This window comes from Stenotrophomonas sp. YJH_SMC_135, from assembly GCF_059372355.1.
In genome coordinates, this window is record NZ_JCAFVN010000002.1 from 65,271 (window position 1) to 86,710 (window position 21,440).

At 66.6% G+C, this 21,440-nt stretch carries 20 protein-coding genes; 11 read left to right on the forward strand and 9 right to left on the reverse strand.

Going from position 1 to position 21,440, the window contains the following annotated elements; all coding sequences use genetic code 11:
• Position 1: 1 nt before the first annotated feature.
• The 3 genes from AC5P98_RS06785 to AC5P98_RS06795 are packed head-to-tail and all read right to left on the reverse strand — an operon-like array spanning position 2 to position 2,648.
• Positions 2 to 673: a VOC family protein gene (locus AC5P98_RS06785; RefSeq protein WP_049408868.1), complete on the reverse strand. Its 672-nt coding sequence runs from the start codon at positions 671 to 673 to the stop codon at positions 2 to 4.
• 54 nt (positions 674 to 727) lie between these two features.
• Positions 728 to 1,807, reverse strand: a complete 1,080-nt coding sequence (locus tag AC5P98_RS06790) for an alpha/beta hydrolase family protein (RefSeq protein WP_495229921.1) — start codon at positions 1,805 to 1,807, stop codon at positions 728 to 730.
• A 13-nt stretch (positions 1,808 to 1,820) separates the two neighbouring features.
• Positions 1,821 to 2,648, reverse strand: coding sequence for an AraC family transcriptional regulator (locus AC5P98_RS06795; RefSeq protein ID WP_049408866.1), 828 nt, complete (start codon positions 2,646 to 2,648; stop codon positions 1,821 to 1,823).
• Positions 2,649 to 2,833: 185 nt separating this feature from the next.
• Here AC5P98_RS06795 and AC5P98_RS06800 point away from each other — a divergent pair, with 185 nt between their 5' ends.
• From AC5P98_RS06800 to AC5P98_RS06810, 3 genes are all read left to right on the forward strand, one after another.
• Positions 2,834 to 3,235, forward strand: coding sequence for a hypothetical protein (locus AC5P98_RS06800; protein ID WP_014648738.1), 402 nt, complete (start codon positions 2,834 to 2,836; stop codon positions 3,233 to 3,235).
• Between the two features lie 217 nt (positions 3,236 to 3,452).
• The gene (locus tag AC5P98_RS06805; protein WP_080354590.1) at positions 3,453 to 5,855 is read left to right on the forward strand and encodes a TonB-dependent receptor plug domain-containing protein; all 2,403 of its coding nucleotides are present in this window, start codon (positions 3,453 to 3,455) and stop codon (positions 5,853 to 5,855) included.
• Complete coding sequence (locus tag AC5P98_RS06810) at positions 5,855 to 7,156, forward strand: aminotransferase class V-fold PLP-dependent enzyme (protein WP_049408028.1); 1,302 nt, start codon at positions 5,855 to 5,857, stop codon at positions 7,154 to 7,156. The genes AC5P98_RS06805 and AC5P98_RS06810 overlap by 1 nt, the downstream gene beginning before the upstream one ends.
• 208 nt (positions 7,157 to 7,364) lie before the next feature.
• Here AC5P98_RS06810 and AC5P98_RS06815 read toward each other — a convergent pair whose 3' ends face one another.
• Genes AC5P98_RS06815 through AC5P98_RS06830 form a run of 4 tightly spaced genes read right to left on the reverse strand, consistent with a single transcriptional unit; the run spans position 7,365 to position 11,237 of the window.
• Entirely contained in the window at positions 7,365 to 8,879 is a 1,515-nt protein-coding gene (locus AC5P98_RS06815) for an aminotransferase-like domain-containing protein (protein WP_049408026.1), read from the reverse strand.
• Between the two features lie 9 nt (positions 8,880 to 8,888).
• A complete protein-coding gene (locus AC5P98_RS06820; protein ID WP_046432980.1) occupies positions 8,889 to 9,488 on the reverse strand; it encodes a DUF6436 domain-containing protein in 600 nt (199 codons plus the stop codon).
• The gene (locus AC5P98_RS06825; RefSeq protein ID WP_169411283.1) at positions 9,488 to 9,766 is read right to left on the reverse strand and encodes a hypothetical protein; all 279 of its coding nucleotides are present in this window, start codon (positions 9,764 to 9,766) and stop codon (positions 9,488 to 9,490) included. Before AC5P98_RS06825 ends, AC5P98_RS06820 begins: the two co-directional genes overlap by 1 nt.
• 55 nt (positions 9,767 to 9,821) lie before the next feature.
• On the reverse strand, positions 9,822 to 11,237 hold the full coding sequence (locus AC5P98_RS06830; RefSeq protein ID WP_049408024.1) for an aminotransferase-like domain-containing protein: 1,416 nt from the start codon (positions 11,235 to 11,237) through the stop codon (positions 9,822 to 9,824).
• Positions 11,238 to 11,419: 182 nt separating this feature from the next.
• Between AC5P98_RS06830 and cyoA the strand changes: the two genes are divergently transcribed.
• Genes cyoA through AC5P98_RS06855 form a run of 5 tightly spaced genes read left to right on the forward strand, consistent with a single transcriptional unit; the run spans position 11,420 to position 15,965 of the window.
• A complete protein-coding gene (gene cyoA, locus AC5P98_RS06835) occupies positions 11,420 to 12,325 on the forward strand; it encodes a ubiquinol oxidase subunit II (RefSeq protein ID WP_014648731.1) in 906 nt (301 codons plus the stop codon).
• 5 nt (positions 12,326 to 12,330) lie between these two features.
• On the forward strand, positions 12,331 to 14,307 hold the full coding sequence (gene cyoB / locus AC5P98_RS06840) for a cytochrome o ubiquinol oxidase subunit I (RefSeq protein ID WP_032958781.1): 1,977 nt from the start codon (positions 12,331 to 12,333) through the stop codon (positions 14,305 to 14,307).
• Positions 14,304 to 14,939 carry a cytochrome o ubiquinol oxidase subunit III gene (gene cyoC, locus AC5P98_RS06845; RefSeq protein WP_080281857.1) on the forward strand — a complete coding sequence of 212 codons (636 nt, stop codon included), beginning with the start codon at positions 14,304 to 14,306 and terminating at the stop codon, positions 14,937 to 14,939. Before cyoB ends, cyoC begins: the two co-directional genes overlap by 4 nt.
• 1 nt (position 14,940) lies before the next feature.
• A complete protein-coding gene (gene cyoD / locus AC5P98_RS06850) occupies positions 14,941 to 15,273 on the forward strand; it encodes a cytochrome o ubiquinol oxidase subunit IV (protein ID WP_006399830.1) in 333 nt (110 codons plus the stop codon).
• An 11-nt stretch (positions 15,274 to 15,284) separates the two neighbouring features.
• The gene (locus AC5P98_RS06855) at positions 15,285 to 15,965 is read left to right on the forward strand and encodes an SCO family protein (RefSeq protein ID WP_014648727.1); all 681 of its coding nucleotides are present in this window, start codon (positions 15,285 to 15,287) and stop codon (positions 15,963 to 15,965) included.
• Between the two features lie 259 nt (positions 15,966 to 16,224).
• Here the strand turns inward: AC5P98_RS06855 and AC5P98_RS06860 are convergent, their stop codons facing one another.
• Positions 16,225 to 16,803 (reverse strand): hypothetical protein, encoded by a 579-nt coding sequence (locus tag AC5P98_RS06860; RefSeq protein WP_032958787.1) that lies wholly within the window; start codon positions 16,801 to 16,803, stop codon positions 16,225 to 16,227.
• Positions 16,803 to 18,569, reverse strand: coding sequence for a S8 family serine peptidase (locus AC5P98_RS06865; protein ID WP_049408020.1), 1,767 nt, complete (start codon positions 18,567 to 18,569; stop codon positions 16,803 to 16,805). Before AC5P98_RS06865 ends, AC5P98_RS06860 begins: the two co-directional genes overlap by 1 nt.
• 309 nt (positions 18,570 to 18,878) lie before the next feature.
• Here AC5P98_RS06865 and AC5P98_RS06870 point away from each other — a divergent pair, with 309 nt between their 5' ends.
• The 3 genes from AC5P98_RS06870 to AC5P98_RS06880 all read left to right on the forward strand — a co-directional run bounded on the left by AC5P98_RS06870 (position 18,879) and on the right by AC5P98_RS06880 (position 21,378).
• Entirely contained in the window at positions 18,879 to 19,319 is a 441-nt protein-coding gene (locus tag AC5P98_RS06870; RefSeq protein WP_041863928.1) for a DUF2231 domain-containing protein, read from the forward strand.
• Positions 19,312 to 20,622: a PQQ-dependent sugar dehydrogenase gene (locus AC5P98_RS06875; RefSeq protein WP_088475502.1), complete on the forward strand. Its 1,311-nt coding sequence runs from the start codon at positions 19,312 to 19,314 to the stop codon at positions 20,620 to 20,622. The genes AC5P98_RS06870 and AC5P98_RS06875 overlap by 8 nt, the downstream gene beginning before the upstream one ends.
• A 75-nt stretch (positions 20,623 to 20,697) precedes the next feature.
• Positions 20,698 to 21,378 carry a hypothetical protein gene (locus AC5P98_RS06880; RefSeq protein ID WP_049478524.1) on the forward strand — a complete coding sequence of 227 codons (681 nt, stop codon included), beginning with the start codon at positions 20,698 to 20,700 and terminating at the stop codon, positions 21,376 to 21,378.
• The last annotated feature ends 62 nt before the right edge of the window (positions 21,379 to 21,440 follow it).

Below are 21,440 nucleotides of genomic sequence, written 5' to 3' on the forward strand. Positions count from 1 at the left end.
TTCAGGCTGCCTGTACCCGCCAGCCGAGCACAACGTCCTCCACGACACCGGGGCCAGCCACGTCGCCCACCTGCAGCAACAGCCCCTGCGCATTGGGCAGGTCCTTCTGCTCGGGAAACCACCGTCGATCGGCCGCGACCACGATCAGCAGGCCCTCGTCGTCGCCCATCGGTGCGAACTGCGGCGAAGCCGGGCTGATCGGCTGCAGGCCGAAACGTTGGTTGGACAGTTCGCGTACGGCCTCGACATCGCGGCTGGGCAGGCCGACTTCGCTCAGGCAGGTCAGCTCGCTGCCATGGAACACGCCTTCGCAAGCGCTGGCCGGCAGGCGGCGGCGGCCGATCAGTTCAAGGATCAGGCCGTCCGGGCCGGTGAAGTACACCGACTGCGACTGCCAGCTGCTCTCCAGCGCGAAGTAGTCCAGCCCCGCCGGATTGCGCTGCAGCGGCGTGCGCTCACGCAACCACGTCATTGCCTCGCTGAAGCGGTTGTCCGGCACGTTGAAGGCCAGATGCACGCCACCCACCGGACGCCCCGCCGCAGGCTGAAGTTCGAGGGTGCTCCAGCCGACGTGCACATGGTTGCCGACCACGCGCTGCTGCAGCACATCGTGGAAATATGTGGCCACGGAAGCGACGTCGGATACCGGCAGAGTGAGGTGCAGCAGGCGCATGATCGATTCTCCGTGGACGCGCCCACTGTAGCGCCGGGCGATGCCCGGCGGCCACTAGCGCAGCGAATGGTTGAAGAACCGTATTGCCGCCTCCGCTGCCTGCGCGTGGGTCTGCGCCTTCGGCACCGATGTGCTGCACAGGTCCTGCAGCCGCTGTTGTCCGGCCGGGGTGCATGCGGCGAGGAAATCGTAATGGCCGACACCGGGCAGCACCTGCAGTGCAGCGCCCGCAATCACCGCACGCGCAGCCTCGCCATTGGTCTGTGGTGGCGCGACCGTGTCCGCCTGGCCCAGCACGATCGACACCGGCTGTTTCAGCGAGGAGAGCTGCTCGGGCGCAAAGGCCTGCACGATTGCCGGCGCCAGCAGGAACACCGCGCGCACGCCGGGAATGGCGCGTGCGTCGTTGGCGTGGGACATCCATGGCGACAGCTCGGGCGACGCCGCAGCGGCAACGCGCGCCTCCATCGTGTGCGTTGCCGCCTCGTGTTGGGGCCGGCAGACGCCGTCATCCGGATGTGCGGTGCAGAAGTCCCGCAATCGCTGCAGGTCCGGTCGCGCACCGGCTGCCAGCAGCGCGGTGTAGCCACCGGCCGAGAAGCCGGCGACCCCCAGGCGCTCAGGATCGACATGCGGGCCCAGCACCGGATCAGCTTGCACGGCCGCCAGTGCGGCACGCAGGTCATCGGCGCGCAACCAGGTCAGAAGGCTGCCGGGCAGGGTCATGGTGTCAACGCCGTTGTTGCCTGGATGATCCACCGCAATCACCAGATATCCGGCCCGCGCCAGCGCCGTGCCCAGCCAACCCATCATGCGCGCGCTGCCGCCGTTGCCATGCGAGAGCAGCAGGGTCGGCAGGCGATCACCCGCGACCGGCGCATCCTTGGCCGACCGGCCGGCGTCGAACAGCGGCGCGTCGGGAGGACCGATGGTCAGCGCGTTTTCGCGGCTGCCGGCCTGTGCCGGATACCAGGCCGTGTAGCGCAGCGCGTCGCGGTGCCCTGCGTCGCGCACGGCGGCGCTGGCCAGCGTCGTCGTGCCGTGGCGCTCGCCGGCGACGCCGCTTTCGCGGGCGGCGCCGACGCTCGCGAACGCCAGCAGCATTCCTCCCAGCACAGCAGCGGTCATGCGCATCTTCAACTCCTTGTCAGTGGGGACGTTCTTCCACCGGCAGCCAGATCTCCACGCCGCCGTTGCCGCTGTGCTCGTCGAACCGGGCGTCGTAGCGCTCCAGGTCCGGCGCATCGGCAAGGCTCAGGTTGGACGCAGGGAGATAATGATCCAGCAACCAGAACCAGGTCGAGCGGATGGCCGAGATGTGTCCGCCGTGCCAAGCCACCAGGTAGCGGCGCGCCGGGATGTCCACGCGTCGCCAGTGCGCAGGCACGCTCGGCACCGTGCTTGCCGGTAGTGCCGCAATGTAGTCGAAGCCACCATCGTCATCACTGTTGCAGCACACGCCGAAGCTGACCGGTGCCGGCGTCGGCCACTCGCGGTTGAGCTGGGCCCATTGGCCCGGAATCGCGCCGCTGCTGTCGCGGGTGTGCCGCATGCCGACGCCTGCCAGCTGGAACGCGGACGTATCGAGCAGCCGCGGGGCTTCAATGCAGGCTGACGGGGCCTCGTCCAGGCGGATCGCCTGCACCAGCGTCAGCCCATCGGTGCCCTGTTCGCGTACCCGTTCCGGTGTCTGCCCGAACTGTTCGCTGAAGGCACGGGTAAAGGCAGCATGGGTGGTGTAGCCGGCCCCCAGCGCCACCTGCAGGATGTCGCCCGCGCCGTTGGCCAACCGCTGCGCGGCAGCGCTCAGGCGGCGCCCGCGCAGGTAGCGCACCACCGAGGTGCCGGTGCGGGCCTGGAACAGGCGTGACAGATGAAACGGCGACAGGCCGGCCGCAGCGGCGATATCGGCCAGCGCCAATGGCTGGTCCGCATGGGTTTCGATGTACCACAACGCCTTGCCTGCCGCGCTCATCCTGCCGTTCCCCGCATCCAATGCCGGCACAGTAGCGGATCGGCAGGCGCGGCGTTTAGCAGTTCTTGCGCTGCCGGGCTTTGCGTCTGCCTGCGTACCGGCAACAATGCGTGCTTCATGGACGTGATGGGGGGCAGGGAGATGCGATCGACGACGGGGGATGCCAGGCCAGCGGAGCCCGGCCGATGATCGAGATGATCGAAATGCTGCTTGCCCTCTGGGTACTTCCCAGTCTGTTGACCCTGGCGCTGATGCTGCTGATGTTGTTCGGCGCGCCACGGTGGCGCGGCAACCCCTGGGTGTACCGTGTCGGCTTCGCGTTGCTGGGCGGGTTTCTGACACCGACGTTGTTGGGGGCCGGTCACGGTGGGTTGCCGTGCGCGACTATCGGCGGGCTGGTGATGATACTGACGCAGCTGCAATGGATCGGCGATCTGCAGGTCGACTTCATGGGGATCGGGATTCGCAACAGGGGCATCTGGATCATGTCCACCCCCGCCTTGGTGGTGTTCGCTGCCATGATGTTCGTTCCGCTGCGAACGGCACGGCCGGCCCGTTTCGGCTTTGGCGACGACGCCAACGGCTAGCCGCTGTGTGCGGAGATGGGGCGTGGGTCTGCATTGCCACCCATGCATGGCGTGGATCTACGGATGAGCCCTGGCAGGGGCCAACCTTGGTTGGCGCATCAAGCTGTCGTACTGACGTCATGCCTCCTTCACACATCGCGCCGAGACTGCGCGCCTTGTCCAGGCCTGTTGTGTGCGCACAGGTGCTGGCCCTGTCGCGTCCTCCCGGAGCCCTGCCGTGCATCGTTCGAAGCTTTCGCGTTCCATCCTCCTTGCCCTTTCCATGGCCAGCGCAGGAGGCGCGATCGCAACGGAGGCCGATGCGGTCGATGCCGCCGGCGGCAGCCGCGCCGCGCCCACCCAGCTCGACGCGATGCTGGTCACCGGTACCCGCGCGTCCAACCGCACCCAGTTCGAAACGCTGGCGCCGGTGGATGTGTTCAGCAAGGAAGACATCAGGTCCGTCGAATCCACCGACCTGAAGGACGTGCTGGCCCAGCTGGTGCCGTCGTTCGTGGTGCAGCGCCTGCCGATGGCGGACGGCCAGGTGTTCGTGCGTCCGGCCACGCTGCGTGGCCTGTCGCCGGACCAGACCCTGGTGCTGGTCAACGGTCGCCGCTTCCACCGCAGCGCGCTGCTCGGCAACCGTGGTGCACAGGCCGCTGATCTGGCACAGATTCCAACCAGCGCGATCAAGCGCATCGAGGTGCTGCGTGATGGCGCGTCGGCGCAGTACGGCTCGGACGCCATCGCCGGCGTCATCAACATCATCCTGGAGGATGGGCCGGGTAGCGAGATCACCGCCGGCTACTCGCAGTACGCGCAGGGCGACGGTGCTTCGCGCGATTTCAGTGCGCGCACCGGCTGGTCGCTGGGCGACTATGGCAGCCTGGTGCTGTTCGCCGAATCGTCCACCTCCGACGCCACCTCGCGCACCCGCCAGCGCCCCGATGCCATCGCCTTCCAGGCCGCGCATCCGGAGCTGGAGGTGCCCAACCCGGTGCAGCGCTGGGGCCAGCCGGAACTGGAAAGCCGCCGCGTCGGCTTCAACGTAAAGGCCAACGCCAGCGATACGCTGGAGCTCTATGCCTTTGGCCTGTACAGCCACAGCGATGGCGTCAGCGATTTCAACTGGCGCAACCCGGACACCACCACCGGCGCGTACCGCACCACCGCCATCTTCCCGGGCTGGAACCTGCGCTCGCTGTATCCGGTCGGCTTCAGCCCGCAGTACGGCAACGTGCAGAACGACCTGCAGCTGGTCGGTGGCCTGCGCGGCGAGATCACGCCGAAGCTGCGCTGGGATGTCAGCGCCTCGTATGGCCGCAACGCCATCGACTATCGCCTGAAGAACTCGATCAATGCCTCGCTCGGTCCGGCCAGCCCGACCGACTTCGATCTCGGCCGCCTGACCCAGACCGAGAAGAACGCCAACGCCGACTTCAACTACGAATGGGACGTGGCTGCGCTGTCCAAGCCGATCAACGTCGCCTTCGGTGGCGAGTTCCGCCAGGAAACCTACCAGGTGCGCGCCGGTGATCCGGCCTCGTACGCGGTGGGTCCGGGCGCGGCCGCGGGCCTGGAGGCCAACTCCAATGGCGCGCCGGGCTTCTCGGCCAGCCAGGCCGGGCAGTGGAGCCAGCGCAGCAAGGCCGCCTACGTGGACATGGAAGTGCCGCTGGGCGAGCGCTGGAGCATCGGTGCAGCCAGCCGCTATGAGGACTTCTCCAGCTTCGGCAGCACACTGGACGGCAAACTGTCGGCGCGCTTCGCGATCACCCCGGACGTCGCCCTGCGCGGCACCGTGTCCACCGGCTTCCGCGCGCCGACGCCGGCGCAGCTCAACACCACCAGCACCACCCAGGGGTTGGATACGCGCACGCTGCAGATCTTCACCAGCGGCCGCCTGTCGCCGAACGATCCGCTGGCGCAGCTGCTCGGTGCCAGGCCGTTGAAGCCGGAAGAATCGCGTACCGCATCGCTGGGCCTGACCTGGCGCACCGACCTGGGCCTGTCCGGCTCGGTGGATGTCTACCAGATCAAGCTCACCGACCGCTTCAGCCAGTCGGCCAGTTTCGCCATTCCGGCCGGTACGCCCAATCCGCTGGGCTATACCTCGGTGAACTACTTCACCAACGACTTCGACACCACCACCACCGGCGTGGACGTGGTCGGCAACTACCTGCGCGACCTCGGCGCGGGCCGCATGACGCTGACCCTGGCCTACAACTACAACCGCACCCGCGTGGACAACGGCAGCACCTCGGTGGCCACCAATGAGACCCAGCGCGTGCTGTTTGAAGACCGCCTGCCCGAGCACAAGGGCAGCCTGACCGGCAGCTGGGACATCGGTGCCTGGTCGCTGATGGCGCGCATGCGCTACTACGGTGCCTGGACCGATTCCAGCGGCAATGCGGTGGGCGATATCTACCAGCGTTTCGGTGCGATGAGCTTCCTCGACCTGGCCGTCGGCTATCGCATCAACGAACATCACAGCCTGCGCGTGGGTGCCGACAACGTGTTCGACCGCTATCCGGACGAAGCCACCTTCCAGGCCAGTCGCGGCCTGGTCTACTCGCGCAACGCGCCGTACGACACCGACGGTGCCAACCTGTACGCACAGTACCGGCTGAGCTTCTGATGGACCGCAACCGCCGCGTCCTGTTGCGTGCCGGTGCACTGCTGCCGGCTGCAGCTGCGCTGTCTTCACTGCCCGCCATGGCGGCCGCGGGTTACGCTGCGCCCATGCAGATTCCCGCAACGACCGTAGCGCCGGACGCGCTGGCCCGCGATGAAGGCTACTGGGCCGCCGTGGCCAGCCACTTCGACATCACCGATGAAGTGAACCACCTGGAGAACGGCTACTGGGGCGCGATGGGCCGTGAGACGCTGGCCAGCTACCAGCGCCACACCGCCGAGGTGAACCGTGGTAACGCCTGGTACGGCCGTCATGAGTTCCCGGCGCAGTACATGGCGGTGCAGCGGCAGGTGGCCGAACTGCTGGGCGTGGGCGCCGACGAGATCGCACTGACCCGTGGCGCCACCGAAGCGATGCTGGCGCTGATCGGTGGCTACAACCGCCTGCGGCCCGGCGACCAGGTGCTGTACGCCGACATCGACTACGACAGCATGATCGGTGCGATGCGTTGGCTGCAGCAGCGCCGTGGCGTGCAGGTCGAGCGCATCGCGCTGCCGGTGGTGCCCGACCATGCGCAGATCCTGCAGGCCTACGAGGCCGCGTTCGCGCGGCTGCCACGCCTGAAGCTGGTGCTGCTGACCCAGGTCAGCCATCGCCATGGGCTGGTGCTGCCGGTGGCCGAGATCGCCGAGCGTGCACGCGCAGGCGGTATCGACGTGATCGTCGATGCGGCGCACGGGTTCGGCCAGATCGACTACGCGGTGCCGCAGCTCAAGGCCGATTTCGTCGGCATCAACCTGCACAAGTGGATCGGCGCACCGGTCGGTGTCGGCGCGATGTACGTGCGCAGGGGCCGCGTTGCGGACCTCGACCCGTACATGGGCGAGACCGACGACGGCCGCGTGGGCAGCCGCGTACACACCGGCACGGTCAACTTCGCCGCTTACCTGGCACTTCCGGAGGCGATTGCCCTGCACCAGCGCATCGGTGCGGACAACAAGCAGGCGCGCCTGCGTTACCTGCGCGAGCGCTGGACGCTGCCGGCGCGGCAGATGGCGCACATCGAAGTGCTGTCTTCGCCGGATCCGGCGTTGGCGAGTGCATTGGCCAGCTTCCGCCTGCGCGGGCGCACCAGCGTGGCTGACAACATCGCGCTGCAGAAGCGCCTGTTGGATGAGCATCGCGTGTTCACCACCCATCGCGACGGCTTGGACTCCGGCGCCTGCGTGCGGGTGACGCCGTCGGTGTTCACCCGGCCGCAGCAGATGGATGCGCTGGTGAAGGCCCTCTCCGCCTTGGCCTGACCCTGCTTTGGTGGGTGCCAACCTTGGTTGGCACATTCCAACCGTGCCGGGGAATCTTCCGCCGGCCAGCGGCCGGCGCTACCGGTCGGGTGGGTGCCAACTGTTGGTTGGCACATTCCAACCGTGCTGAGGAATCTTCCGCCGGCCAGCGGCCGGCACTACCGGTCGGGTGGGTGCCGACCGTTGGTCGGCACATCCCATTCCAGGGCTACCGCTCGATCGCCGGCAACGCGTCCGACAACAACAACCGGTCAATCCGCCGCAACGCGCTCTCCAGCTGCCGGCGATCGGCCGCCAGCCCCAGCGACAGCCGCACGCCGTTCTGATGCTGCACCCCCGGCGGACAGAACGCCGAAGATGGCGCGATCGCCAGCCCCTGCAGCTGTGCGGTACGCACCAGGGTGGCGTCAGTCCATGGCGCTGGTACCCGGCACCAGGCATGCAGGCCTTCGGCGCGCAGCAGCAGCGAAGGCGCCAGCAGGTAGCGCGCCATGCGCATGCGCTCGTGCGCTTCGCTGCGCACCTGCGCCAGCAGCGATTGCGCCGAACCATCCAGCAGCAGCTGGCTGGCCAACGCCGAGACCAGCGGATGACCCATCAACCGCGTCGCCCGCAATGCAGCCGTCATCGACTCGGCGTGCGCAGCGCTTGGGCACTGCACGAACGCAGTGCGCAGGCCGGGGCTGATCACCTTCGACAGCGTCGCCACGAAGAACACATGGCGCGGTGCCAGCGCCGCCAGCGGTGTCGGTGCATCCTCGGCGAGGTGCCAGTAAGGATCGTCTTCGATCGCCAGCAGGCCTTCCCTCTCCAGAACACGCGCCAGCGCTTCGCGCCGCTGCAGCGGCAGGGTCAGCGCGGTCGGGTTCTGGCAGGTGGGGTTGAGATAGACCAACCGCGCGCCGCTTTCGCGTGCCAGCCGGGCCAGCGCATCGGGGCACATGCCGTGTTCGTCGCTGTCCACCGGCAGCAGCCGCCGGCCCAGTGCGGCGGCGGCCTGCAGCAGGCCCGGATAGACCAGCGCATCGCAGAGGATCGCATCATCGTCGCGGCCCTGGCTGACCAGGATCGCGGCAAGCGCCACCTGCGCGCCTTCGGTCAGCAACAGGCTGGCATCCTCCACCGCGCCCAGCATCGGTTGCAGCCAGCGCGCTGCCGCGTGGCGGTCGGTGGGATTGCCGCCGCCCAGGTGGTAGGTCATCAGGTTCGGCGCGTTGCTGCGCGCAAGCACGGCGGCGGCACCGCGGCGCAGGGTTTCGGCCAGCGCATCGGCATCGGGCACCGGCGGCACGTTCATGCTCAGGTCCACCACCTGGTCGAAGCCGGCCTTGGGTGGTGCGATGAAACTGCCTTGTGGCCCGCGCGCCTCGATCAGGCCGCGCTTGCGCGCTTCGTCGAACGCCCGCGTTACCGTGGTCAGGTCGACGCCGAGCTGCTGCGCCAACGCGCGCTGCGAGGGCAGGCGTTGTCCTGGTGCAAGACCACCGCGACGCACCGTGCGCTCCAGCGAATTGACGATGCGCAGATAGATCGGCCCGTTGTGCGCGAGCACGTCCTGCACCCATTCGCGGGCTGCGACATCCGGTCGCGGCATGTACGGAGCATGTCGGGGCGTATCGTTGCTTCCAACGGCGGGAGCCTGTCCATAACCATCGGTCGGTTCGGACAGGTGACCGCCGTTGTTGCTTGTGGCGGCCACAGCGGCCAGCGTCAGTGGTGTCATTGCGCGTCCTCAGCGCTTGGCCTGCCAGGGGCAGTAGCAGCCCACGGCAAGCAGTCCTTTCGGGCGCACGGTTTCGCCGCGCACCAGTCTGTCCAGCAGTGGTTCGACGAAGCTGTTGGCCGAGTTGCAGACCATGCCGATGCTGTACGGGCCGGCATAGGCGAGGTGGCCCTGCCGGTCCCAGATCGCCACGGCAGGGCTGGCCGGGATGTGTTCGATGCCGTCGATGGTCGGCAGGTTGATCACCTTGTTGCGCAGCGGCTCAGGCAGTTCGCCCTGGGTACCGGGGCGGCGGATCGCATAGAAGTCGATGCCGGCGCGGCGGTACATGCTGATCAGGTAGCTCAGGTGTGCGCCGGTTTCGCGGTTGCAGACGGCACACGCCGGGTCCCAGAAGTGCACCACGCGGATGCGGCCGGTATCACCGGCCAGATCGGACGGCAGGCGCAGCTGCGAGTCGTCGAAGACGATGGCCTGTTCGGTGAACGTCGACTGCGCGCTGTAGCCGAAGTACTGCCACAGCGCAGCCGCCACGCCGGCCATGAACAGGCAGGCGAGGGCGATCATCGTCGGCAGCAGCCAGCGGCGGCGCGGCGCGGCTGCGCCCATCAGGACGCGTCCCCGCCGAACTTGTGCACGTACTGCTTGCGCATCTCGCGGCAGGAGTCGGCCTGCGCGCGACGCTGGATCTCGCTACGCGACGGATCCTCGCTGCGCTGCACGCATTGCTCGATGGCGTGGCGCTCGGCGGCCTGCACATCCACGGTCTGCGGCTGCAGGCAGACCCAGGCCAGCGCGGCCAGCATCAACACCACAAAGCCACCACAGCCGGCCATTACCAGGTGGAACTTCAGTCTCTCGGCGCGCATCGACGCACGTCCCTTCATCCATACATTGCATACAAAATATCATCTTGTATGGATGAGGCGCCATGCGCCCGGTTCAGACGATGGCGTTGTGCCGGGCCCCGGGGGCCTCAGACAGGATCTCGTTCAGTTTGGCCAGCGCCCCGGCCAGCGCATCCTGGTCAACTGCGCCGCCCAGCGACAGGCGGATGGCGTTGCCCGGTGGCGGTTCCTCCACGCTGAAGGCGTCCGAGCTGGCGATGCCCAGCCCCTGTTCCTGTGCGGCCTGGATCAGCCGGTACTGGTCCAGCCGCGGCGGTAGCGGCAGCCATACGTGCAGGCCGGCCGGGTGCGCCCGCGCGCGGGACGGCAGGTACTGCGCGGCAATCGCCTGGCGCTCGCGCAGCTCCTGCTGGAAGCGCTGCACCATGTCCTGGGCCTGGCCGCTGCGGATCCACTGCGACGCCACCGCCACCATTGACTGGGTCGGCATCAGCGCGATCGCACGCAGGGCGTCCAGCACCGGTTCCATCGGTTCGCCGCCCGGCACCACCAGGTAGGCGGTGCGCAGGCCCGGTGCCAGGCACTTGGACAGGGTGGAGATGTAATACACCGGGCAGCCGGCGTCGCGGTGGGCGGCCAGCGGCGGTGCGGCGTCCCCGGCCAGCAACCAGTAGGGATCGTCTTCGATCACGGTCAGATCGTGGCGCTTGGCAACCGCCAGCAGGGCCTGCCGGCGTTGCGCCGACATCGTCGCCGTGGTCGGGTTCTGGATGGTCGGTACCAGGTACAGCAGGCGCGGGCGGCGTAGCTGGCAGGCCTCTTCCAGCGCTTCGGGCAGCATGCCTTCGGCGTCCATCGCCACTGGCACCACACCCCGCTGCAGCACGCGCGTGGCGGCCAGCAGGCCCGGGTAGGTCAGCTGCTCGGCGGCGATCAGCTCGCCCGGCTGGGTGCGGGCCAGGATCAGTGCGCACAGTGCGGTCTGCGCGCCGGGGCAGATCACCACCTGGTCGGCACCCACCGTGCCCAGCACCGGTGACAGCCACTGCACGGCGGCGGCGCGGTCCTCGCGGGTGCCGGCGCCGACGTGGTAGCTCATCAGTTCGCCCTGGCCCAGCTGCTGGCCCACGTGCTGGAAACCGGCCTCCATGCCCTGTGCGAACGGCGCGCTGCCCAGCAGCGGCGGGATGTTCATGCTCAGGTCCACCGAGGTGCTGCGGTTGCCGGCCGACAGCGCGATGAAGGTGCCGCCGGCGCCTTGCGCATCCAGCAGGCCAGCCTGGCGCAGCTCGGCAAAGGCCCGGGTGACCGTGGTCAGGTCCACGCCCACCTGCTGGGCCAGGTCGCGCTGCGGCGGCAGCCGGTCGCCCGGACGCAGCACGCCGTCATCCACTGCCTCGCGCACCTGCTGGGCGATCTGCAGGTACAGCGGGCCAGCGCCCTCGCGGAAGGGGCGAACCCAGGTGCGATTGGGGTGTTTCAGGCGGCGGCCGGCGGCAGGTGGCGTCATCGGTCAGTTTTTCCATACGTGCAGATGCACAAGTCCATACAATAATGTATCTTGTATGGGCTTGATTGGAGTGGATCGCTCTCTTGTAGGCGACCTCGTACCCACAGTGTAGCCGCTCCACGCCCGGGCGCTGCGCGCAGGCGAGCCGGTCAAGCGCGCTTCTTCAACAGGGTTGACCTCCAATGAATATCTGCTGGAACCGCATCCGCCTGGCGCTGGTCGCCCTGGCCTGCGTCGGCCTGTCGGGCTGTGACTGGGTGCTGCTGGATTCGAAGGGCATGGTCGGGCTCGCCCAGCGCGACCTGATCCTGATCTGCATCGGCCTGATGCTGATCGTGGTGATACCGGCCATCGTGCTGACCTTCGTATTCGCCTGGCGCTTCCGCGCCGGCAACACCAAGGCGAAATACACGCCGGACTGGTCGCATTCCACCAAGGTGGAGATCGTGGTCTGGGGCGTGCCGCTGCTGATCATTGCCGGCCTGGCCGTGATCGTGTGGAAGTCGACCCACGAACTGGACCCATACAAGCCGCTGGACGTGGCCGGTGAGCCGCTGCACGTGGACGTGATCGCCACCGACTGGAAATGGGTGTTCGTCTACCCGGACCTGGGCATCGCCACGGTCAACCAGCTCAACTTCCCGGCCAACCGCCCGCTGGCGTTCAACATCACCTCCAACTCGACGATGAATACCTTCTTCATCCCGCAGCTGGGTGGGCAGATCTACGCGATGGCCGGCATGCGCACGCAGCTGCACCTGATCGCCAACGAGCCCGGCCAGTTCCGTGGCATGTCCGGCAACTACAGCGGGCATGGCTTCTCGAACATGAAGTTCATTGCCACCGCCAGCAGCAACGAGGAGTTCGAGCGCTGGGTGGCCGAGGTACGCAGCGCACCACAGGCGCTGGACTTCAACCAGTTCAAGGCGCTGGCCGCACCGTCGAAGAACGCGCCGGTGCAGCACTTCTCCAGCGTCGAACCGCTGCTGTTCAAGAAGGTCATCGACCAGTTCATCGGCGTCGGTGAGAACACCGCTGCTGCGTCCCCGGCGGGTGCTGCCGGTGGTGCCCAGGTTTCCCAGGAGTAACGAACATGTTGGGTAAATTGACGTGGGAGGCCGTGCCGCTGCACGAGCCGATCGTCGTGGTCACGCTGGCGGCCATGGTGCTGGGTGGCCTCGCGCTGCTTGGCGCGGTGACGTACTTCAAGCTATGGGGCGTGCTCTGGCGCGACTGGTTCACCACCGTGGACCACAAGAAGATCGGCATCATGTACGTGGTAGTGGCGCTGGTCATGCTGGTGCGTGGCTTCGCCGACGCGCTGATGATGCGCGCGCAGTTGGCCGCGGCCGGGCCAGGCAGTGATGGCTTCCTGCCACCGGAGCACTACGACCAGATCTTCACCGCGCATGGCGTGATCATGATCTTCTTCGTGGCCACCCCGTTCGTGGTCGGCCTGATGAACATCATCGTGCCGCTGCAGATCGGCGCACGCGACATGGCGTTCCCGTTCCTCAACGCCTTCAGCTTCTGGATCTTCGTGGTTGGCGCTGCGCTGATGATGATCTCGCTGGGCGTTGGCGAGTTCGCCATGACCGGCTGGGTGGCCTATCCGCCGCTGTCGGGCATCGAGTTCAGTCCGGGCGTAGGCGTGGACTACTACATCTGGGCGTTGCAGGCCTCGGGCATCGGCACATTGCTGACCGGCGTCAACCTGTTCATCACCATCCTGCGCATGCGTGCGCCGGGCATGACCCTGATGAAGATGCCGGTGTTCACCTGGACCGTGCTGGTCACCAGCGTGATCATCATCGCCGCCTTCCCGATCCTGACCGTGGCGCTGGGTGCGCTCACCCTGGACCGCTACCTGGACTTCAACTTCTACACCAACACGTTGGGTGGCAACCCGATGATGTACGTGAACCTGGTGTGGGCCTGGGGCCACCCGGAGGTGTACATCCTGGTGCTGCCGGCGTTCGGCATCTTCTCTGAAGTCACCGCCACGTTCGCGCGCAAGAAGCTGTTCGGCTACAAGTCGATGGTGGGCGCCACGCTGGCGATCGGCATCCTGTCGTTCATCGTCTGGCTGCACCACTTCTTCACCATGGGTTCCGGTGCCAGCGTCAATGCCTTCTTCGGCATCATGACGATGATCATCGCCATTCCCACCGGCGTGAAGATATTTACCTGGCTGTTCACCATGTACGGTGGCCGCGTCGAGTTCAGCGTACCGATGCTGTGGACCATCGCCTTCCTGGTCACCTTCACCATCGGTGGCATGACCGGCGTGCTGCTGGCCATCCCGGGCGCGGACTTCCTGCTGCACAACAGCCTGTTCCTGGTCGCCCACTTCCATAACACCATCATCGGCGGCGCGCTGTTCGGCTACCTGGCCGGCTTCGCCTACTGGTTCCCGAAGGTGTTCGGCTTCACCCTCAACGAGCGCCTGGGCAAGTGGTCGTTCGCCTGCTGGGTGATCGGCTTCTACCTGGCCTTCATGCCGCTGTACATGCTGGGCTTCATGGGCATGACCCGCCGCATGAACCAGTACGACAACCCGGCGTGGACGCCGTACCTGATCGCCGCCTTCATCGGTGCACTGTTCGTGTTCGCGGGCATCATCCTGATGCTGGTGCAGATCTACGTGAGCGTGCGCGACCGCAAGCGCAACCTCGACCTGACCGGCGACCCGTGGAACGCACGCACGCTGGAATGGGCCACGCCGTCGCCGCCGCCGTTCTACAACTTCGCCGTGGTGCCCAAGGCCGATGAGCTGGATGCCTTCCACGAAGCGAAGAAGCGCGGCCTGCCGCCGCCGCCGAAGACGTACGCCCCGATCCACATGCCGAAGAACACCGGCGTGCCGCTGATCCTCAACATCTGGATCCTGGTGCTGTGCTTCGCCTTGGTCTGGCACATCTGGTGGATGGCCGCAGCCAGCTTCATCGCGATGATCGTGACCCTGATCGTGCGGTCCTACGATGAGGACGTGGATTACTACGTCAGTTCCGAAGAGGTGGCGCGCACCGAAGCGGCCAACCTTGCCAAGCTGAAGGAGGTACGCGCATGAACCTGTTGACCCGCCCGGAGCTGGCCAGCGACACGCAGGCGCACGAGGACCACCACGAGCACGACCATGGCCACGAACAGGGCGGCATGAAGGTGTTCGGCATGTGGGTGTACCTCATGTCCGACCTGGTGCTGTTCGGTTCCCTGTTCGCCTCGTACGCGGTGCTCAGCACCGCCTACGCCGGCGGCCCCACCGGCAAGGACCTGTTCTCGTTGCCGTTCGTGATGGCCGAGACCTTCCTGCTGCTGGTCTCCAGCATCACCTACGGCCAGGCCGTGCTGGCCATGCATCGCCACGACACCTCGGCGGTGTTGCGCTGGCTGGGCGTGACTTTCGTGCTCGGTGCCTCGTTCATCGGCATGGAGATCTACGAGTTCTCGCACCTGATCCACGAAGGCGCGGGCCCGAGCACCAGTGCCTACCTGTCGGCGTTCTTCGCGCTGGTCGCCACCCACGGCCTGCACGTGGCCAGCGGCCTGATCTGGATGGCGGTGGTCATGCACCAGGTCTACCGCCGTGGCCTGACCCCGACCAACATCACCCGCGTGTCGTGCCTGAGCCTGTTCTGGCACTTCCTGGACCTGGTGTGGATCTGCGTCTTCACCTTCGTCTACCTGATCGGAGCCTTCTGACATGGCCCACGTCGAAACCTCGCGCGCCGGCAATGCGCACGGCTCCACCAAGTCCTACCTGATCGGTTTCGTGCTGTGCGCGCTGCTGACCGTGGTGCCGTTCGCACTGGTGATGAATCCGGTGCTGTCGCGGCCGCTCACGCTGTTCCTGCTGGTCGGCTTCGCAGTGGCGCAGATCCTGGTGCAGCTGGTCTATTTCCTGCACATGGACCGCAAGTCCGAAGGTGGCTGGAACCTGGCCAGCTTCGTGTTCACCCTGGTGATCCTGTTCATCGTCGTCGCGTTGTCGGTCTGGATCATCTGGAGCATGCACTACCACATGATGATCAACTGAGCCTGCGAACCGTGAAAGGCATTGCGTTCCCCCATCGTGGCCTGCGCCTGGCCGCAGGCCTGCTGCTCGGCCTGCTGGCCGGCTGCAGCGCGCAGTCGCGCATGGACTTCTATGCGAAGGACATCGCCTGCGAAGAACTTGGCCAGCAGTGGTCGATGCCCGACAGCCACGGCACCGTGCGTGGCCCCAAGGACCTGCAGGGGCAGGTGACCTATCTGTTCTTCGGCTTCACCAGCTGCCCGGACGTGTGCCCGACCACGATGGTCGAGCTGAGCCAGGTCAAGCACCTGATGGGCAAGGATGCCGATCAGCTACAGGTGGTGTTCGTCAGCGTCGACCCGGCCCGCGACACGCCCGAGGTCGCGCGCACCTATGTGGAAGCGTTCGATCCCAAGGCAATCGCGCTGGTTGGCAACGATGCGCAGCTGGCCGCGATGGCCAGCGACTTCAAGGCGTTCTACGAAAAGGAACCCGGTCAGGTACCGGATACCTACACCATGAGCCACATTGCCGGCGGCTACGTGTTCGACCGCCAGGGCCGCCTGCGCCTGTTCGCGCCGTACGGCATGCCGGTGGAAAAGCTGTTCTCGGACGTGCAGCGCCTGCTGCTCGAGCCCGGCCACCCGGCCGCCGGCAACGACGCGCTGGCCAGCTGCCACCTCAAGCACAGCGGCACACTGGCCGCGCGGTAACGCCGGTGGGTGCCAACCTTGGTTGGCACGTCCGAATCTGCTCCTGGTAGATGCCAGCCTTGGTTGGCACAGCTGTAGAGCCGAGCCCATGCTCGGCGCCGCGCGCACCGCGCCTGCGGCACCCCGTAGACAGCAGCCGAGCATCGGCTCGGCTCTACACGCGCACGGCCCCGGCAGGTGTCGACCGTTGGTCGGCACACCCCCACACCAATCCCCGGCCGGCCAGGAGAGCCAGCCGGCCGGGGCACCGCTCAACGCCTTACTTGGTCTCTTCCCACTGCACCACGTCCGGCTCGGTGGCGCGGATACCGGCGGTGGACAGCAGCTTGGTGCTCGCATCCAGCGCCGCGTTCACCGACGGGTACTCCACGATCGCCTGGCCCGACGCCTTGGAGACCTTCACCACGGTGCCACCGGTGGCCGTAGCCGCGCGCTGGGCCGATGCTGCATCGGTGAAGAACACCTTGACCCGCGAGGTCGCCACCACCGGCGCTCCGTCACGGGAGACCGCCGCCGCGAACTTGCCGGCACCGGCATCAGCAGGCGCCGCCGCGGCGCCATCCAGCGAACGCTTGGTACGCGAGCTGGTGGTCGCCGCCGCCTGCGGGGTGATCGTGAACTGGCCGCCGCTGGCCTGCTTTACCGTTGCCGAGGGCGACAGCTGGAAACGCGTGCCGCCCACATCGAACGAGCGGCCGGTAGCGGACGCCTTCAGTTCCTGAGCATCCACGGTCGACAGGGTCCTAGCCGGAGGGGTCTGCCCCGAGCTCTGTGCCCAGGCAGGGAAGGTCATCGCCGCGAAGGCGAGCGTGCTCAACAGAATGGTGGTCTTCATCATCAGTGCCCCAGAACGCGGATCTTGAAGAATTCGAGGTTGCCACGCGATGCAGCGGTCGCGGCCTGCCCCATGTCGGTCACTTCCAGCGTCCAGGTGCCCGTGGCGTTCTCATCCAGGAAGGCATTGCTGGACAGCAGGTCCCAGCTGGTGAAGTTGCTCTGCGCGCCACCCGTGCCCGAACCGATCGCGGTGAACGCCGGTTGCACCACGCTGCGGGTACCGCTGGGTGACACCAGCACGAACTGCAGCTGGCGCGTGTTGCGGTGGTTGACCCGGAAGCCCAGCTGCACGCTTTCGATGTTGCGCGCGCCGTTGGCCAACTGGAAGGTCAGGCGTGCAGCGGCGGCCGAGGTGTTGCCGATGGCCACGGTACGCGTGGTGTTGCGCCAGCCGCTGTCGACCAGCGCACCGAGCGACTGGAAGTTCTCGGCCACCTGCACCGCGCGTGCAGCGTTGACCACGCCGAAGCCATACCAGTTGCTGTAGGCACGGCCGGCAGCATTCACCGTCCAGCCCGGCACCAGCGTGCGCCCGTCGGCCAGCGTCACCGCCGGCTGGTTCGGGTGGTTGCGGGTGGCGGTGGTGGCCAGGATGTACTTCACATCGCGATAGGACAGGTTCGGATTGGCTTCCAGCACCAGTGCCGCCACGCCCGAGACCATCGGCGCTGACGCCGAGGTGCCGTTCATCTTGGCGGTGTAGTTGCAGGTGCTGTCGATGGCCGACAGGTTGCTGTCCAGCGTGTTCTGGCGGTTGGTGTTCTTGTTGCTGCCCTGCGCGCATCCGGTCACGTCGGTGGTGACGATGGCCGGGTCGTACGCGCGTGCCACCAGGCCGGGGGCGTACTGGGCCTGCAGGCCGTATTCGCCGCCGAAGGCCGACACCCACAGCGCCGAGCCGGTGGAGGAATACGACGAGCGCACGCCATCGGCACGCACCGCGCCTACCGTGATCACGTTGAACAGGTTGTTGCGCGGATCACGGCCAGCCGGCACGCAGCCGGTGTTGCGGTTCTTGGTGTCGGTGGTGCAGACATCCTGGGTCTGGCTGATCGAGGCATTGTTGAAGTTGTTGCCCGCCGACTTCACGTAGATGCCGCCGCGGCCACCGCGCGTACCCGACAGTGCCTGCTCATACGAACGAATCGTGTTTTCGCTGTACGCCAGCGGCAGGTTCGGATTGCCCGGGCCGGCGCCCCAGCTGTTGTTGAACACCTGCACGTCGGCCGACTCCGCGCCGTCCCACCAGGCGTACTCGATGTTGCTCTGCTGGTTGCCCAGGGCTGAGCGCGAAATCGGGTTGAAGCCCTTCAGCGTCGCCGCCGGCGCCACACCACGTACGCCCAGGTTGTTGGCGCCCACCGCGCCAGCAATGCCGCCGACCATGGTGCCGTGGTTGTCGACATCCGGGTTGGTCGGGGTGGGGTTGTTCGAGCCGTTGGTGAAGTTCTTGCCGGCCACCGCCGCCACGTTGGCCGCCAGGTCCGGATGCGCGATCTGCAGGCCATCATCGACGATGGCGATGGTGACGCCCTGGCCACGGATGCCGTTGCGGAACAGGCCATCCACGTTCAGGTCGTTGCCGGCCACCGGCAGGGTGTCGGCCGGGACGGTCTGCCCGGTGTTGAGCAGGTGCCACTGGATACCCGCCAGCGGATCGGCCTGTTGGGCCTGCGCGGTGGCGGCCAGGCTGCCCAGCACCAGGGCAGTGGCAAGGGCCAGGCGCGCGGAGCGCGGTGGCGCGGAGCGTTGCGTGTGTCGCTTCATACACGAATCCTTCTGTTGTGAATCGGCATGGCAGGACGGCGGGGCGGAACTGCCCCATCGCAACGAGCCAAACGCGACACAACGGAGAACCCCCTACCTCTTCACATCCGCAATGTACGAATATGCAAATTGCGTCACAAACACTTATTCCGTGGGGTAATGACGGCTGCAGCGGCCCGCATCTGGTGGGTGCCAACCTTGGTTGGCACGCGTATCCACGCATGGCGCGAATCTACCCAGCATCATCGCGCGCCCTCACATCGCGCTGTGCTACTACAGCCCGTGCACCCTTCCGCACGGAGCACGATGATGGTCAATCCGCTCGCCCAGGCCCATCGCGGCCTCGGCACCACGCTGTTCAGCCTGTTGAACCCGATACCCTTCGGCTTCTTCGTCGGTGCACTGATCTTCGACGCGATCTACCTCAACAGCGCCGAGGTGATGTGGGGCAAGGCCGCCGCTTGGCTGATCACGTTCGGCCTGCTGATCGCCATCGTGCCGCGCCTGATCAACCTGTTCGCGGTCTGGCGCCGCAACGGCACGGCCACCCGCATCGACCGCATCGACTTCTTCCTCAACCTGGTCGCGGTGGTGCTGGCCATCTGGAACGCCTTCGTGCACAGCCGCGATGCGTATGCCGTTGCTGTGCCGGGCACGATCCTGTCGGCGCTGACCGTGGCCCTGATCGCGCTGGGCCTGATCCTGTTGTCATTGCAGCCGCCGGTGCTGCAGGGAGGTCGTCATGGCTAAGCACATCCTGCCCACCGTCGCCGCGCTGGCACTGGCCGTCACCCTGTCGGCCTGCGCGGGCAAGGCCGAATACCATCCGGCCGACCAGTCGGGCCCGCAGCCGCCGCTGCCCAAGCCGGCCAACTTCCTGATGCCGCCGATGCAGGTACCCAAGGGCGTTGGCTGGGCTGATGGACAGACCCCCACGGTGGCCGAAGGCCTGAAGATCGAGCGCATCGCCGCCAACCTGCAGCACCCGCGCCGGCTGCTGACCCTGCCCAACGGCGATGTACTGGTGGTGGAAGGCAATGGCCCCGGCGAAGAGCCGGTCACCACACCCAAGCAGTGGATCGCCGGCAAGGTGAAGGCGCGCTCGGGCAAGGCCGGCAAGGGCGGCAACCGCGTCACGCTGCTGCGCCGCTCGCCAGGCACGAACACCTGGACCCAGCACGTCTACATCGAAGGCCTGCACTCGCCGTTCGGCATCCAGCTGATCGGTGACACGCTGTATGTGGCCAACACCGGCAACATCATGCAGTACCACTACGTGCCCGGCGAAACCCGCATGTCCGACAAGGGCCGCGAGTTCACCGACCTGCCCAGCACCATCAACCACCACTGGACCAAGGAACTGCTGGCCAGCCGCGATGGCAGCAAGCTGTACGTGGGCGTCGGCTCCAACAGCAACATTACTGAAAATGGCCTGGCCGTCGAATACCGCCGCGCGGTCGTGCTGGAGGTGGACGTAGCTACCCGTGGCAGCCGCATCTTTGCGTCGGGCATCCGCAACCCGACCGGGCTGGACTGGGAGCCGAGCACTGGCCAGCTGTGGGCCGTGGCCAACGAGCGTGATGAGATCGGTGCCGACCTGGTGCCGGATTACCTCACCTCGGTGAAGGAAGATGGCTTCTACGGCTGGCCCTACAGCTACTACGGCCAGCACGTGGACGAGCGCGTGCAGCCACAGCGGCCGGACCTGGTGGCCAAGGCGATCGTGCCGGACTATGCCATCGGCTCGCACGTGGCACCGCTGGGCCTGTTGTTCTACACCGGCCAGGCACTGCCGGCGCAGTACCACGGCGGCGCCTTCATCGGCGAGCACGGCAGCTGGGACCGCTCGCCACTGAGTGGCTACGAAGTGGTCTACGTACCGTTCAAGGACGGCAAGCCGACCGGGCGGCCGCAGACCGTGGTCAGCGGCTTCACCTCGAAGGACGAGAAGACCCTGATGGGTGCGCCGGTGGGCATGGCCATGGATGCCGAAGGCGCGCTGCTGGTCGCCGACGACGTGGGCGACGTGGTGTGGCGGGTGTCGGCACGATGAAGGCCGCTGGCCGGCACCGGATGACCCGATGCTGGTCATTTCGTTACGATGCTCCCCGTCGATAGGGAGCATCGTATGAAGTTGAATCATGAAACGTCCAACGTGGCCGCGTTCAGCAGGAACCTGGAACGCGAGCTGGAGAACCTGGGGCATAGTGCCTATATCGCGCCAACCGACCATCAGGATGTTCGGCTGGGTGCGGACGTGCTTGCCTCAGATGGCCGGAACTTCTCGCTGATAGAGTTCAAGGATGAGAAGCGTGATGCAGCCAGTGAAGCAAGAAAGCCGCGCAGGAAGACGCTGTGCCGTCGCCTGGATGGGTGGTCTGACATCCATGCAAGCTGCCATCTGATCGGCTGGCGATCGCGCCAGGGGTCCAGTATCGAGTTTCCCGTGAGGAGCTACGGAACCTATGTCTGTACTCCCGCGATCATCCAACTTCCTCAGGCTGATATCACCTTCAGCAGCACCATCTCCATCCAGTGCGAGACGGTCCAGGAGTTTGCACAGGCGATGGTGTCGCAGAAGGTCGGAGTCGACTTTCAGCATTTCAGGGACTACGTGCGATGGCTGCTGTCACTGGACGATGACACCGACGATAAAGGCGAAAATGACGATGCCAACGACGTCGAACTGCTGATGTGTTGTGTCGTAGACGGTAAGCTGTACACCAAGGAGTTCGCAAACCTCGCCGAACTCAAGCTCTGGATCGACAACGCGCCCGGCCCCAGCCCGCGTAGAACCTTTGTGATGTGACGTGACGTGCGTCCGCGTCCACCGTGGCGCGGCCTTGCCCGTATGCCCAACCCCGCAGCCGA